The organism is Sphingobacteriales bacterium, assembly GCA_012517435.1.
GTDB lineage: Bacteria > Bacteroidota > Bacteroidia > CAILMK01 > JAAYUY01 > JAAYUY01.
Genome location: JAAYUY010000158.1, coordinates 14403 through 29541 on the forward strand (window position 1 = coordinate 14403; position 15139 = coordinate 29541).

Genomic DNA, 15139 nt, shown 5'->3' on the forward strand with positions numbered 1-15139 from the left:
CATAAGAAGAAGAAGTAAACTCAAAGGTTAAGCACAACAATTGTTTTCCTGCACGGGTTTTGTTTAAGCAATTTTGCTTTAAATAAAACGGTATTTTGAAAAGAAACCTGATTATACAATCATCTTTAACTGGTTTGGACATCGCATTACTTGAAGATGACAAACTGGTTGAATTTCATCAGGATGTTGCTAACCAGGAATATATGGTTGGCGACATTTATCTCGGAAGAGTCAAAAAGATTTTGCCGGGACTCAATGCCTGTTTTATTGACATCGGCCATGAAAAAAATGCTTTCCTTCATTATCATGATCTCGGGCCGGACATATTGAATTTCAATGAGTTTACTCAAAAAGCCATTAATTCAAAAAGTGTTGGTGAAGACATTTCTGAATTCAAAAGGCATCCGGAAATAGATAAAAATGGCTCTATTCAGGATGTATTAAAAGCAGATGAACCCATTGTCGTTCAGATTGTTAAGGAACCTATTTCTACAAAAGGACATCGGTTGACATCCCAAATAACCCTTACCGGACGCTTTTTCGTATTAATCCCCTTCTCAAACGGTCTGTCTGTTTCAAAAAGAATTCATGAACCTCATGAGAAAAAAAGACTTCAGAATGTTTTTCAAAAAATAAAACCTGAAAACTTTGGCCTGATCATTCGTACTGCTGCTGAGAATCAGGAGTTAAGACTTCTTGAAAGAGATTTTTATCATGTTTATGGCAAATGGCAGGAAATTGTCAGAAATCTCAGCCAAAACAAGCTGAAACTCCTTGGCGAAGAAAACAAAGCCATGTCGATTCTCAGGGAAATGCTCAATGATACTTTTGATTCGATTATTGTTGATAATAAACAGACATACAATCAGTTATATCAGTACCTTGAGAAAATATCACCGGATAGTAAAAACATTTTAAAGCTCAACAGTGATATTGTTCCCCTGTTTGAACAATATAAAATTGACAGGCAGATTAAGTCACTCTTCGGGAAAATAGTCAATTTCGGGAAAGGCTCCTATCTCGTCATTGAACATACCGAAGCCATGACTGTCATCGACATTAACAGCGGTACCAAAACGGCAAAAGAAACCGACAGAGAGGAAAATGTTTTACATGTCAACATGGAAGCCGCTGAGGAAATTGCCCGTCAGTTGAGGCTTCGTGATATCGGGGGATTGATCATCGTTGATTTTATTGATATGCGTTCGGCTGAAAATCAGCGTCTTCTGCTCGAACACATGAAAAACCAGATGAAAAAGGACAAAACAAAACATGTTTGTCTGCCACTGAGTAAATTTGGTTTGATGGAAATAACCCGCGAACGGGTAAGGCCTGTAGTGGATCTGGCTTCTCATGAAACATGTCCGGTTTGTCGCGGGACAGGACAGGTAAAGCCTACTACGCTTATCATTGATGATATCGAACATAGCCTGAACTTTATTTGCAGTGAATTGAAAATCAGATATATTGTTCTTAAAGTTCATCCGTTCATCGCTTCCTACCTGAAAAGAGGTTTACTCTCAAAGCGCCTTCAATGGGTGATGAAATACAAATCATGGATTTCTGTCATTACCTCTGCCAACATGCATCTTCTTGACTATAAGTTTCTTGACAGAAAAGGCAGAGATATTCTGGAGGAATATTAATAGTTAAATTTCTGAAGTAAATTTTCTCCCCGATTCCTCAGAATCATTAAATTTGATACCTGCCAAAATCTTAAAATGAAAGTCATCAGGTATTCTTTATGCAGTAATTTATACAGGAAACTCTTGATTTTTCAAATCATTTCTTTGGTCTCCCTCAAGCTGCAGGCCTCTGACATCCTGGGTTCTGATTTAAGTTGGATTTCAGCAGGAAAAGACAGTATCATCATCTCCTGCGACCTGTATGCCGATTGCCGTACCAGCATGCCCACCCAGATAGTGATGACTTTCAGGTATTTGGCTACTTCTGCTTTCATCCGGCAGGAGGTTTTCAGCCTGAAAGGCTCAACAGATATTACTGCTGCCTGTGCCGGGCAATGTACCAAATGTATGACCGGCTGCAGCTCTTTCGGATACGGCATTAAAAAGCTGACTTTTACAAAGCTTGTCGTTTTTTCCAACCTGCAGGATTGTGAAATACTTTTTTATCCCAATGCTCAGACACGCCCTTATTCCATCAATACAGGCCCGGGAGGGCAGGGTTTTTACACTTATGCTATTCTGAATCATTGTGTTGCTGACAGTAATCGTTCTCCCATTTTTACTTTGCCACCTGCATTGGTTTGCTGTGCGACCAGTGATGTGGTTTTTGATCCGGGAACCCTCAACCCGGCTGTTGATTCTCTTGTTTTTTCACTGGTGAAACCCTTGAGTGATTCGGCTAATTTCTGCACTTTTTCAGGTCAGTTCAGCTACGAAAAACCTCTTGAATTTTTAGGATTTCCTGATAAAAACCTCAATTTTCCGCAAGGTTTTCATCTCGACACTGAAACAGGAATTGTTACTTTCAGGCCTATGAAAACAGGTGAAAGTATTTTTTCAGTCAGGGTTGAAATTTTCAGGAATGGAGTGAAAATTGGCGAAACCAGAAGAGAATACGGGGTGATTTCACTTAGCTGTCCACTGAATAATTTTCCTTTGATTTCAGGACAAACCCTGGTTTCGGCTTGTGTCGGCAGTACCTTCCGGTTATCGTTTCAAACATCGGATATTGATTATGACGACACCGTCTCTTTACAATGCATTCATCAGCTCAGTAATGTTTCATGGACTTCAAACAATGGACAGACAAGGCTCCCGTCAGGAAATTTAATATGGACACCCTCAACAGCAGATATGCTTAAAAATCCTCATGTTTTATACATCCTGGCCAAAGACAACAATTGTCCTTTAGGTGCTCAGACTGCCAGAAAAGTTGTGCTCTATGTATGGCCTGATACGATAAAGTCGGATATTTCTGTTACCAAATATGATTGCGGAACTTATTCATTTTCTGCCAAACCCCTGAATGTGGGGAAGAAAAACTACCATTCAGAATGGTATTACGGTGGGCATTTGATTTCTTCTCTTGATTCTTTTAACTTTAAATTTAAAAAGCCCGGGAATTATACTGTCGAGTACAGACTGCTGGCCGACAGTAGTTGTGCTTCTCCAAAACTTATTGTTTTTCAAACAGATACATTTATTTATACAGAACTTCCTGCCGACACCCATCTTTGTTTTGGCGACAGCATGACCATCATTCCAAAAGTGTTTTTCCCTTCAGGAAGAGTCAGCTATCTGTGGAGTAATAATGATACGGCTTCTGAAATAAGTACTGGCGTTGTAACCAATAATACGACTTACTGGGTTACTGTTACTGACTCGTTTTGTTCCTCCACCGACAGTATTGACGTTTATGCCGGTGATTTTATCTTTTTTTATACCATACCTGATTTATGTGAAAATGAAGACTCCCTCGACCTCGATCAGTTTGTTAGCCCGAAAGGTGGAAAATGGTCATGTTCAGATAATAAATTTCTGAAGGGGCATCATGTCTATCCTTCAAAAGCAGGACAGGGAAGCTATCTGTTGAAATATGAGGTGATTGACCCTGCATCCTCCTGTTATTCAGTTGATTCTGTTTGGGTTCAAGTCAATTCTGTACCAACGGTATCGACCCTTAAAATACCTCCCCTTTGCCGCAACAGCCCTCCACTCGATCTTTCTTTATACGGATTCCCTGCCGGGGGTGAATGGAGTTGCAATGTGTCTTCCGCTGAAAAAAATAATATTCTTTATCCCGATAAACTTTACTGGGGGAATTATAAACTTTATTATACCGTTTACAATCAGTACGGTTGTTCAAATACGGATACACAGTCCTTTAATGTGAATAATACCGTAAATATGACATTGAATACGGAAGATTCAAAAACATCTTATTGCAGCGACCATGCAAAAATAAAACTGATTGCTACCCCTTCCGGAGGAAACTTTCTTTCGTCTCCATCATGGATAGTAGATTCATGCTATCTCAATCCGGCAGCTATTTCATCCGATTCTTTTAAAACAGTATCAGTCATCTACCATTACAAACATTCTTCCGGCTGTGAGGTTGAAAAAAGTTTGAATATCAATATATTGCATCATCCGGAAATCGCTTTGGACAAAAGCCACCCTGCATCCTGCACCGATACTGTCTTATTACATGCCATCAACCGTTATTCTTCAGGTGTGGAATGGACCCCAGTTTCGGGAGAAGCTTCAGGAAAAAGCTCGGACAGGTTTTTTCCATACCTTTACTACTACAGAAATCAACAGGACATCGACAGGGGATATTTTAAAATCTCTGCCAAAACTCTCGTTCAGAGTAACTTATGTGCAGCAAGGTCAGATACCTTAAAAATGATGTTTTATTCAGGTCCGGCAGTTTCTTTTTCAATGTCCGATACCCTTGTTTTTGTTGATTCTCCCGTTTATTTCCAAGACATGACGGTTTCTCCCTTTTATCCCATTAAATCGTGGAATTGGCAATTTGGGGACGGAGGACAGTCAAATTCTCAGAACCCCGTTCATTATTATTCACATGAAGGCGAATTTTCTGTTTCCCTCAGTGTTGCGGATCAGAACGATTGTGACGGATTTGCATCAAATAAAATTAAGGTTAAGAAATTTGGCAATCTGACAGACCATCAAGCAGCCTTTGACAGGCTAAAGGTTGTTTATTCATCCGACAGGCTGTTGCTCATCGAAATTCCACCATCTGTTCAGGTTTCAGCAGTCAGGTTAATCAATGTACTGGGACAAGAGCTAATTATCCCTGAAATGATGAATAACAGGTTAATTATCAAGAAGGAAGGACTGCAAAGAGGATGTTACTTTTTAGTGGTAACCGATGATTCCGGAAGGAGTGAAACCCTTAAGTTAATTTTTTAAAAATCTCTTCTTCTCAGGTTGAGGAATGCTTTGTCTGACAATTCAAGATTACTGACCAATATCTGCTGCATGGCTTCCGCCTGAAAATAGGCGAAGTCAGTAATATTTTCAATTTTGGCTTTTTCATCTGAGATATAGTTGGCAGGAATAAGCAATAATTTGATGGTAGTAAATGTGATAAATCCTGCACGGAGGAATTGTCTGATCATAGCAAATTCTATTTGAATTATTGTTTAATTCCCTTTTAGGAGGAAAAGAAACTTTCCTCTTTTTATTTAGAAGAATATCAATGAGTTGTAAAAAATGTTTAAAAACACATTTTTCAGAATGAGGAAAAAATTTTTAAAGTTAAGAAAGTAAATATATTTGCTTTTCGAAACACTTCAGGGTTAATGACTGTAATTTACGTTTTAATCGGGTTAAGTTTGGCTATTGCATTGGGATTTTTAATCGCATTTATCTGGAGTGTGAGGTCGGGGCAATATGATGATGATTATTCTCCCTCAGTCAGGATTTTATTTGAAGATGAAAACGAAAACAAAAAAGAAGATTGAATATGGAACAGCAGACATTTTATTACAACAACCGGATTGTAAGATTATTTTCGATAGCCACTATTGTTTGGGGGGTTGTCGGAATGCTCGTTGGCATACTGATCGCTCTTCAGCTGGCTTTTCCGGCTTTGAACTTCGGTATTGATTTTCTGAGTTATGGAAGGCTAAGGCCTGTTCATACCAATGCAGTTATTTTTGCTTTTGTCGGAAATGCAATTTTTGCAGGCTTGTATTATTCGATGCAACGCTTACTCAAAGCACGGGTTTTTAATGATACACTGGCATACATAAACTTCTGGGGATGGCAGATAATTATTGTTTTAGCTGCCGTAACCCTTGCGCTGGGTTATACCACTACCAAGGAATATGCAGAGCTTGAATGGCCTATTGATATACTGATTGCCGTTGTTTGGGTAGTTTATTGCATCAACCTGTTTGGTACCATTGCCAAACGCAGGGTAAAACACCTGTATGTTTCCATCTGGTTTTACATTGCAACGGTGATTACAATTGCCATGCTCCATATTTTTAATTCTTTGGAAATTCCTGTCAGCCTGCTGAAAAGTTATTCTGTATATGCCGGTGTTCAGGATGCCATTGTTCAATGGTGGTATGGACACAATGCCGTTGCCTTTTTCCTGACCACTCCTTTTCTGGGACTGATGTATTACTATTTGCCGAAAGCCGCCAACAGGCCTGTTTACTCTTACCGTCTGTCTGTTCTTCATTTCTGGTCACTCATATTTTTATATATCTGGGCAGGCCCTCATCATTTATTATATCAGGCCGTTCCCGACTGGGTTCAGTCGCTGGGAGTAGTCTTTTCCATTATGTTGATTGCTCCTTCATGGGGAGGGATGGTCAACGGATTGATGACACTCAGGGGAGCATGGGATAAAGTCCGTGACAGCGCTATCCTTAAATTTTACGTAGTGGGTGTTACTGCTTATGGAATGTCAACCCTTGAAGGGCCGGTACTTTCTCTTAAAAATGTCAATGCTATCAGCCATTTTACAGACTGGACGGTTGGACATGCCCATGTAGGCGCCCTCGCCTGGAACGGTTTTCTGACTTTCGGTATGCTTTACTGGCTTTTCCCAAGAATATTCAGAACAAAGCTTTTCTCAGAAAAACTTGCCAATATTCATTTCTGGCTCGGTACACTCGGAATTTTGTTTTATGCCATTCCGCTTTACTGGTCGGCTTTTACACAGACTTTGATGTGGAAACAATTTACAGAAGACGGTATGCTGATGTATCCTAACTTTCTCGAAACTGTTACCCGTCTGATTCCCATGTATATTACACGCGCTATTGGCGGTTCCCTGTATTTTAGCGGAGTAGTCATTCTGATTTACAATCTGTATAAAACGGCTAAGCAGGGCTCTTTCCTTGCCGAAGAAGCCGACAGTGCCCCTGCACTGGTAAAGCAAAAGCATAATGGTGAAAAAGGACACAGTTGGCTGGAAAGCAAACCGGTACGCTTTTCTGTTATTGCCTTTATTGCAGTAGCTATTGGCGGTTTGATACAGATTTTACCCGTTATTTTCATCAAATCAAATGTTCCGACTATTGAAAGTGTCAAACCATACACCCCGCTCGAACTGCAGGGTCGCGATGTTTATATTGCCAATGGATGTGCTACTTGTCATACCCAAATTGTCAGGCCGTTCAGGTCTGAGACTGAACGATACGGAGAATATTCCAAAGTCGGAGAATTTGTTTACGATCATCCCTTTTTATGGGGTTCAAAGAGGAATGGCCCCGATCTGGCAAGGGCAGGTGTAACCACCGGAAAAATGTATAAAACAGCGGCCTGGCACTACAATCATTTCCTTGATCCGAAAAATATTGACAAGCAGTCGATTATGCCAAAATACCCCTGGCTGATTTCCAGAGATATTGATACTTCCTCCACGCCTAAAAAAATAAGAGTCATGCAAAAACTGGGTGTTCCTTACCCGGATGGTTACGATAGAATTGCCAATGCTGACCTGATGAAGCAGGCTCAGGAAATTGTGAACGACCTGAAAAATAATAACATTAATGTTGAACCCACCCGTCAGGTTATTGCATTGATTGCTTACCTGCACCGTTTAGGAAGAGATATTTCGGTGGCTCAGAAAACAGAAACCAAGAAACTTAGTTTCCCGGGGCCAGTCAGCCGTGAAGCAGCCGTAATGGAAGCCGGTAAATCTGTTTTTATCAAAAACTGTGTTGCCTGTCATGGTCAGAATGGGGAAGGTAACAACATAGGCCCCAACCTCACCGATAATTTCTTTCTGCATGGCGGGAGCAATGACGACATTTACACCGTCATCAGCGAGGGAGTACCGGCCAAAGGCATGCAGGCATGGAAGTTTTTACTCTCTGCCGATGACCTGAATAAAGTTACCAATTACGTCATCAACCTGATCGGGACAAATCCCCCGAATGCCAAAGCCCCACAGGGTGAAGAATTTGTAAGAAAATAATGACCTGAATATGGGAATGTTAAGCCGTTTTGTGGAAGGAATTGACGGACATATTATCCTGTCTGTCATCTCCTTGCTTTTATTCTTTGCCGTATTTATCGGTGCCATCATCTGGGTACTACGGCTGGATAAAAATTATCGCTCAAAAATGAAAAACTTTCCAATTGAAGAAGATAAAAAAGATTAGCTATGGAAAATAATCATGAATTAAACCAGAACAATCAGCTTGATATTTATGATGATGAAAGAGAAAAACTTAAAATGAATGAATTTGATGGGATAAAAGAGCTGAACAATCCGCCACCTCCCTGGTTAATGGCCTTGTTCTATATCACTATCGTTTTTTCCGCTTTTTATCTGGTCATATATCATGTAACCAAAGCACTGCCTCTGCAGGATCAGGAATATCTGAATGAGTTGGCAAAGGCTGAAAAGAAAAAAGAAAAAGCGGGTATTGCCGATGTCAAACCGGCTGAGATGATTACCTTCACTGATGCAGCCAGCCTTGCTGAAGGGAAGGAATTATTTACAAAGTTTACCTGTGTTACCTGTCATGGACAGAAAGGCGAAGGAATGGTCGGCCCCAACCTGACAGATGAATACTGGATTTATGGAAACAAAATTGAAAACCTCTACGAAATCATATCCAATGGCAACATTACCAAGGGGATGACACCTTTTAAAGATCAGATGAACAGGGAGCAGATATTAAAAACAGCCAGTTATGTTCTAAGCCTGAAGGGTACAAATCCTCCGAATGCCAAAGCCCCACAGGGAGAAAAGGTTGAGTAATAACTTCTATTTATAAAATGCAGAAAATCATCAGCTTTTCGACAACTGAAAGGGAAAAACTGTATGATATAACAGCTGAGGTTGAAAAAATTGTCAGCTTAAGCGGAGTGAAGGAAGGGATGGTCCACATATATGCCCAGGGAGCAACCGCAGCCATCATGATTCAGGAAAACTGGGATGAATCTGTTCAGAAAGATGTTATTCATCTCTTACGAAAACTAATTCCGAAAGGCATCTGGTTGCACGATAATCAGGATGGTAACGGAGATGCTCACCTGAAGGCCGGATTAGTCGGCCCTTCCGAGATAGTGCCTGTTATCAATGGAAAATTGGGATTAAGTACCTGGCAGAATATTTTTTTCTGCGAATTTGACGGTCCGAGAAAAGACAGGAGAGTGGTGGTAACCGTAACGGATTCATCGGCATCAGTTTTCTGAGAACAAATGGCTGAAATAACATTAAAAAACCTCCAAATCTAATTCTTTTCTTATTTTTTCAAGCTCCTGTTTTGCAGCATCCATTGTGGCTGATTTTTGAACAGGCATCATCTCTTTGCCATTTTCATCATAAAGAATTATTCTGTAATCCCGATTGTCAACATCAAGGGTCCGGTTTGTCTGACTGTATGCACGCCATACTTTGTCTGATTTTTTAATGCTTAGCTTCATGCCTGGTGTAATTTCCATCCAATGTCCGGCAGGTATGATACCCAAAATATGGGTGGAATATTTAATTTTCTTTTTTTCAAAATCAACCATGGTGAAGGTGGAGGTAAACCCAACGAATGCTCCCAATACAAGCAGAATCAAGCCACTTAAAGAGAAAAAGCTGATAATCAATCCGGCAAGGAATAATAATAAACCCGCTGAATGGCCTGCAGGGCCAAAGACCTGATCAAGTTTGTATTTTTTCACGATTTTAATTGATGTTTATTTCTGAACAAAAGTACCTGATATTTTTCTGTAGTCAAAATCAATAATTTATACAGGGTAATTAGTAGTCAAATATTTTTACGAACTACCTGAAACTTACACAATCTGACAAGTTCCCTGCTACGAACCTGCAACAAATTGGAGACGGCAAATGACACAAATATTTACCAAAAGCCTGAATTACTCCTCCTGTAGTTGCTGGGCATCAAAGAGTTTTTTGTAAATGCCTTTTTTTCGGAGCAACTGGCTATGAGTACCGCTTTCCATAATGCATCCTTTGTCGAGGACAATTATCAGGTCAGCGTTCCGGATGGTGCTGAGACGATGGGCAATGATGATACTTGTACGGTTTTTCATCAGCTTGTTGATGGCTTCCTGTACCAGCATTTCTGATACGGTATCGAGAGAGGAAGTGGCTTCATCAAGAACCAGAATAGGTGGATTTTTCAGGATAGCCCTGGCAATGCTGATGCGTTGCCGCTGCCCGCCCGACATCAGCATACCACGGTCGCCAACATTGGTCTGGTAACCTTCCGGAAATTCCATGATAAAATCGTGCGCATTTGCGGCTTTGGCTGCTGCCACGACATCTTCTTCCTTCACATTTTCAAGCCCGAAGGCTATATTGTTGAAAAAAGTATCATTAAATAAAATAGGTTCCTGGGTTACGATTGCCATGAGTGAACGCAGGTTCTGAAGGGTCATATCGCGTATGTCGATACCATCAATGGTGATTCGCCCCGACTTTACATCATAAAACCTGAACAGCAACTCAACCAGTGTGGTTTTTCCACTGCCTGATTCCCCCACAATAGCCACCGATTGTCCTTTTTCGATGCAAAGATTGATTTGGTCCAGTACCAGCGTTGTATTGTAGGCAAAGCTGACATTTTCGTAACGTATTTCTTTTTCAAAAGAACTGAGGGGAACGGGATGGTCAGGGTTTTTTATCAACAGGGGCGAGTCATAGAGTTTAAAGAGTCGTTCTGCCGAGGCAACGCCTTTCATGATATTGCTGTAAGCAGTTGTCAGGTTTTTTGACGGTGAAATAATCTGCTGAAAATAAAAGACAAAGGTTATGATGGTGGCGGCTTCAATTTTTCCTGTAAATACCAGTTGTCCGCCAAACCAGAGAAAGATACCAATCGTAATAACGCCAAATACTTCAGAAATGACGGGTATGAGGTTGATCCGGTGAAACTGCCGCCTGGCAAAAGCAGAATACCGGTTGTTGTAATGTTTGAAAACATTGATAACATAATGCTCTGCCCTGAAGGCCTTTACTACCCGGACGCCAGAGGTAAATTCATCAACCACACTCATGATCCATGACAACATGTTTTGTGTACGTAATGAATTCCTTTTCAGCGACTTGCCAATGGAAGTAATCAGAATGGCTGCAAGGGGTAAAAGAACAAACACCAGTAAAGTGAGTTGTATGGAAGATATGAGCATGACGGAAAGGAATGCAATAATGGTAAAAGGTTCGCGGATAATGGTCTGAAAAGAAACCACGATAGAGTTTTCAATTTCCTGAACGTCAGAGGTGAGGCGTGTCATGATGTCTCCTTTACGCTCTCCTTCAAAATAGGAAATCTGCAACCAACTGACCTTTTCAAAAACGGTACTGCGAAGATCGCGTATGACTTTTGTCCTGACATTGGCCATGTAATAGGCAGACAGGTATCTGAAAATGTTTCCTATTATATTAATAGATACAATCAGCATTAAAGAAAACAGGAGGGCAGGCTGCCGGTTACCTCCATGTTCATGAATCCTTCTGACGATTTCATCGGTAATATAGCCAAAAATATTGATATTGCTTATTTTTGAGCGGATAATGGAGTTTACAGGTTCATCCTTGAAAATCAGATTAATAACCGGCTCTATCAGCGCAATGGAAGACACAAGCAGGACGATGGAAATGGCAACAAAGAATATATGCAGAATCACCTCACGGTAATAAGGTTTGATAAAACGTATTATTCGCCAATAAGTCTTCAATAGGGCTGTTTATTCAACAGGCAAATCTAAACAGAGTGAATGAATTTAGGCTCATTCAGATGTTTTTATCTTAAATGATTTACCCGGATGAATAAATAATTACGATTTTTGCAGATACAAAGACTTAATTTTGCAGCCATGACAAACAGACGTCTTGATAAATTTTCCCGCCTGATGCTAAAGGAATTGGGTTATATTTTTCTGAATGAAGGGAAAAAACTTTTTGGAAATGCTATGATTGGTGTTACAAGAGCTATTGTCAGCCCTGATCTGGGTTATGTAAAGGTATATATAAACTTTCTGAACGTTGAGGACAAGGAAAAAATGATAGAAACTGTCAGGGAAAACACCAAAGAACTCAGAATGATGCTGGCTCACCGGATCAGAAATGAAGTCAGAAGAGTGCCGGAACTGGCATTTTTTTATGACGACTCACTTGATTATGCGGAAAAAATGGATGAAATTTTTAAAAAACTCAATCAGTCAGAGGATAAAAAAGAGGAATAGAGATGCATTATGAACCTATCAAACACCGTATTGACGGCATCATTTCAGCTTCACCTGTATTAAAAAAGATATTTTTCAGGTTAATTGACCTGTATTTACTCAGAACCTGGCATATCCACAGAGAGTTAAGGAAGTTTTTATCAAATCACGATGAAAAAACTGAAATGCTGGATGCCGGAGCAGGTTTTGGCCAATACAGCTGGTATGTTTCGCGTAAGAAGAAAAACATTGACATCACAGCCATTGACATCAGCCAGAGCCATGTCGATAAAGCCAATGTGTTTTTTAGCCAGATCGGGAAGAACAACATTGTTTGCAGTCAGGCCGACCTGACCACATTTATTAAACCTGATACTTACCACCTGATTTTATCGGTTGATGTCATGGAACATATTCTTGACGACAGGCAGGTGTTTTCCAACTTTTATACTTCCCTGAAGCAGGGAGGTATGTTGCTGGTTTCAACCCCTTCCGACAAGGGCGGCTCTGATGTCCACGATCACGAAGATGCTTCTTTTATTGATGAGCATGTCAGAGACGGATACAGTTTTGAAGATATTACTGAAAAGCTGCATTCAGCGGGTTTTTCCAAGGTCGAATGCCGCTATACCTATGGATGGCCCGGAAAAATTTCATGGAAACTTCTGATGAAAATTCCGGTTACTCTAATAAACAAGAGTAAATTAAGTCTTGTTATTCTGCCTTTTTACCTGATAATCGTATTCTTTCCGGCCATGTTCCTCAACTATCTGGATGTTAAGTTGAAACATGAAACCGGCACCGGTTTGATCGTAAAAGCATGGAAATAATAAAGGATGAACCTGCCTTTACATATTGCATGGAGGTATTTTTATTCTAAAAAGTCAATCAACGCCATTAATTGGATTTCGAGAATTTCGCAGGCAGGCATCACCATTGGTACCATGGCTCTGATAATTGTTTTGTCTGTGTTTAACGGTTTTGAACAGGTTATACTTAGCCTTTACAATAGTTTTGACCCTGATTTTAAAATAGTACCCCTGAGCGGAAAATATTTTCAGCTCGATAATGACGACATTATCAAAATCAGGCAAATGGAGGGTATTGTCAGTCTGTCGCAGGTTATTGAGGAAAATGCTTTAATCAAGTATCAGGACAATCAGACCATTGCCACGCTTAAGGGCATGAGTGAGGATTTTTTAATGGCTACCGGGCTCGACAGCATGATAGTAGCCGGAGACCCTTTTCTTGAAGATAATGATAATTATTATGCCGTCATTGGTGCTGGAGTGGCTTCCAAACTGGGCATGAATACGTTTAGCCAGTCTTCATATCTGCAGATTTTTTTCCCTAACCGTAAACAACCTTCTGTTTTTTCAACCACTCCGGGAAGTCTTTTCAAACAGCTGAATATTGTTCCTTCCGGGATTTTTCAGGTTCAGCAGGATTTTGATGAAAAATATCTCATAGTTCCTCTGGCTTTCATCCGTGAACTGGTTCGACAACCCGAAAAATATACTTCCATAGAATTGATTGTCAGCCAGAATACAGATAAGAAAGCTGTTGAAAAACAACTGGATGAATTATTGACAGGAAAAGCCGTTGTTCAGAACCGGATGGAACAGCACAAGTGGCTGTACAACATCATGCGTTCAGAAAAATTTGTAGTGTACCTTATTTTATCCTTCATACTGATTATTGCAGGCTTCAATCTCATCGGAAGTCTTATTATGCTTTCCATTGAAAAAAAGAAAGATATGATGATTCTCAACAGCATGGGACTGGATAAAAAGAGCATCTACAGGGTTTTTTTCTATGAAGGCATGTTTTTGTCGTTGTTCAGTGCTGTTGCAGGATTGTTGTTGGGTACGCTTGTCTGCCTGATTCAGATGAAGTTTGGAATCATTAAGCTGGCACAGGGAACCACATTTGTCATTGATGCTTATCCGGTTGCCCTCAAGTGGATGGATTTTTTATGGGTATTTATTACTGTAGTGTTTCTTGGTTTTTTGTCTTCTTATTTCCCTGCAAAGGTTGCTCTTAAAAATCTCTCCCTCGAAGATCTGAATCAATAAAAAAAATTTAAAGCTTAAAATATTTTACTTAACTTGCAGGACTTTAAAACAATTAAAATCAAAAGCTATGAATAAGTTTTTTAGTACCCTGATTTTCCTCGTTTCATTTTGCTTCGTTTCTGTGGCACAATGGACACAATTGAACAGCACTGACCTGGAAGAAAGCAATATCAGAACATTGATCAAATCAGGTTCGGTAGTAATAGGTTACGATGATGGAGGAAGTGGGATTTTCAGATCCACCGATAACGGTAAAAACTGGTCTTACGCTGGATATGGACTTGATTCATTAGGCGGTGAAATCAGGGGACATGGTGTTTTGGGTAGCAATATTTATCTATTGGTACATAATGAATACAGCGACCAAATTTATAAATCATCCAACAATGGCCTCAGCTGGAGCAGGGTTTATCCGGTTGGTTTGCCGCAAAGCAATACTTTTGGTATTACAGGAATAGGCTCTGCCAACAATAAACTCTTTCTCTTTATCAGAAGCTGGAATTATAACGACAGTCTGTTTATTTATTATTCATCAGACGGTATAAACTTTACCAAAGGTGTGTTAGCTGCCGTAAACTCAAGTCATGACGTAAGAATTGCAGGGCATAATACGTCAAAAGTTTTTTACAGTATTGATAACATGGCATTTTATACCACAAACGGAACTGCTTTCGATACCATCCGGGCAACAGGTATGTCAGGCGATTTTGGTTCATTTTCATGGTCTTTCAGTTCAGAAACATCAGGCAATTATATCTATTACATCGACAACAACAACGTATTGACCTATGATTTTGTCAATAAAAAATGGAATAAAATTGCCGGCAATATACCAGTTACCCAAAGTCCAAACAACATAGTAGCAGCTGAAAACATTGTCTTTCTGTCCACAGTTCAGTTTGTACCCACAGTAGCTATTTA

At 40.0% G+C, this 15139-nt stretch carries 14 protein-coding genes; 11 read left to right on the forward strand and 3 right to left on the reverse strand.

The window, feature by feature from the left end; translation table 11 throughout:
• Positions 1-95: 95 nt before the first annotated feature.
• Together GX437_09180 and GX437_09185 are read left to right on the forward strand one after the other, a co-directional pair.
• Complete coding sequence (locus tag GX437_09180; GenBank protein NLJ07827.1) at positions 96-1646, forward strand: Rne/Rng family ribonuclease; 1551 nt, start codon at positions 96-98, stop codon at positions 1644-1646.
• Between the two features lie 75 nt (positions 1647-1721).
• The gene (locus GX437_09185; protein ID NLJ07828.1) at positions 1722-4901 is read left to right on the forward strand and encodes a PKD domain-containing protein; all 3180 of its coding nucleotides are present in this window, start codon (positions 1722-1724) and stop codon (positions 4899-4901) included.
• Here GX437_09185 and GX437_09190 read toward each other — a convergent pair.
• Complete coding sequence (locus GX437_09190; GenBank protein NLJ07829.1) at positions 4898-5110, reverse strand: hypothetical protein; 213 nt, start codon at positions 5108-5110, stop codon at positions 4898-4900. The two genes, GX437_09185 and GX437_09190, sit on opposite strands and share 4 nt — an antisense overlap.
• Positions 5111-5293: 183 nt before the next feature.
• Here GX437_09190 and ccoS point away from each other — a divergent pair, with 183 nt between their 5' ends.
• Genes ccoS through GX437_09215 form a run of 5 tightly spaced genes read left to right on the forward strand, consistent with a single transcriptional unit; the run spans position 5294 to position 9158 of the window.
• Positions 5294-5455 (forward strand): cbb3-type cytochrome oxidase assembly protein CcoS, encoded by a 162-nt coding sequence (ccoS, locus tag GX437_09195; GenBank protein NLJ07830.1) that lies wholly within the window; start codon positions 5294-5296, stop codon positions 5453-5455.
• Positions 5456-5457: 2 nt separating this feature from the next.
• Complete coding sequence (ccoN, locus tag GX437_09200) at positions 5458-7929, forward strand: cytochrome-c oxidase, cbb3-type subunit I (protein ID NLJ07831.1); 2472 nt, start codon at positions 5458-5460, stop codon at positions 7927-7929.
• 16 nt (positions 7930-7945) lie between these two features.
• Complete coding sequence (locus GX437_09205; protein NLJ07832.1) at positions 7946-8116, forward strand: cbb3-type cytochrome c oxidase subunit 3; 171 nt, start codon at positions 7946-7948, stop codon at positions 8114-8116.
• Between the two features lie 2 nt (positions 8117-8118).
• Positions 8119-8721: a c-type cytochrome gene (locus GX437_09210; protein ID NLJ07833.1), complete on the forward strand. Its 603-nt coding sequence runs from the start codon at positions 8119-8121 to the stop codon at positions 8719-8721.
• 17 nt (positions 8722-8738) lie between these two features.
• Positions 8739-9158: a YjbQ family protein gene (locus GX437_09215; protein ID NLJ07834.1), complete on the forward strand. Its 420-nt coding sequence runs from the start codon at positions 8739-8741 to the stop codon at positions 9156-9158.
• A 21-nt stretch (positions 9159-9179) separates the two neighbouring features.
• Here GX437_09215 and GX437_09220 read toward each other — a convergent pair whose 3' ends face one another.
• Both GX437_09220 and GX437_09225 read right to left on the reverse strand, forming a co-directional pair.
• Positions 9180-9635, reverse strand: coding sequence for a hypothetical protein (locus GX437_09220; protein NLJ07835.1), 456 nt, complete (start codon positions 9633-9635; stop codon positions 9180-9182).
• A 198-nt stretch (positions 9636-9833) separates the two neighbouring features.
• Positions 9834-11657: an ABC transporter ATP-binding protein gene (locus GX437_09225; GenBank protein NLJ07836.1), complete on the reverse strand. Its 1824-nt coding sequence runs from the start codon at positions 11655-11657 to the stop codon at positions 9834-9836.
• A gap of 138 nt (positions 11658-11795) precedes the next feature.
• Here GX437_09225 and rbfA point away from each other — a divergent pair, with 138 nt between their 5' ends.
• The 4 genes from rbfA to GX437_09245 form a co-directional block, all read left to right on the forward strand.
• Entirely contained in the window at positions 11796-12164 is a 369-nt protein-coding gene (gene rbfA, locus GX437_09230) for a 30S ribosome-binding factor RbfA (GenBank protein NLJ07837.1), read from the forward strand.
• Between the two features lie 2 nt (positions 12165-12166).
• Positions 12167-12973, forward strand: a complete 807-nt coding sequence (locus GX437_09235) for a class I SAM-dependent methyltransferase (protein NLJ07838.1) — start codon at positions 12167-12169, stop codon at positions 12971-12973.
• Between the two features lie 6 nt (positions 12974-12979).
• The gene (locus GX437_09240; GenBank protein ID NLJ07839.1) at positions 12980-14218 is read left to right on the forward strand and encodes an ABC transporter permease; all 1239 of its coding nucleotides are present in this window, start codon (positions 12980-12982) and stop codon (positions 14216-14218) included.
• Positions 14219-14285: 67 nt separating this feature from the next.
• Positions 14286-15139 (forward strand): hypothetical protein (locus GX437_09245; GenBank protein ID NLJ07840.1); only part of this gene is annotated, 854 nt, incomplete at its 3' end.

Excerpts from the sequence above, each read along its gene's own strand:
- GX437_09185 (NLJ07828.1), top strand. The coding sequence starts at position 1,722 with ATGAAAGTCATCAGGTATTCTTTATGCAGTAATTTATACAGGAAACTC.
- GX437_09190 (NLJ07829.1), bottom strand. The coding sequence starts at position 5,110 with ATGATCAGACAATTCCTCCGTGCAGGATTTATCACATTTACTACCATC.
- ccoS (NLJ07830.1), top strand. The coding sequence starts at position 5,294 with ATGACTGTAATTTACGTTTTAATCGGGTTAAGTTTGGCTATTGCATTG.
- ccoN (NLJ07831.1), top strand. The coding sequence starts at position 5,458 with ATGGAACAGCAGACATTTTATTACAACAACCGGATTGTAAGATTATTT.
- GX437_09205 (NLJ07832.1), top strand. The coding sequence starts at position 7,946 with ATGTTAAGCCGTTTTGTGGAAGGAATTGACGGACATATTATCCTGTCT.
- GX437_09210 (NLJ07833.1), top strand. The coding sequence starts at position 8,119 with ATGGAAAATAATCATGAATTAAACCAGAACAATCAGCTTGATATTTAT.
- GX437_09215 (NLJ07834.1), top strand. The coding sequence starts at position 8,739 with ATGCAGAAAATCATCAGCTTTTCGACAACTGAAAGGGAAAAACTGTAT.
- rbfA (NLJ07837.1), top strand. The coding sequence starts at position 11,796 with ATGACAAACAGACGTCTTGATAAATTTTCCCGCCTGATGCTAAAGGAA.
- GX437_09235 (NLJ07838.1), top strand. The coding sequence starts at position 12,167 with ATGCATTATGAACCTATCAAACACCGTATTGACGGCATCATTTCAGCT.
- GX437_09240 (NLJ07839.1), top strand. The coding sequence starts at position 12,980 with ATGAACCTGCCTTTACATATTGCATGGAGGTATTTTTATTCTAAAAAG.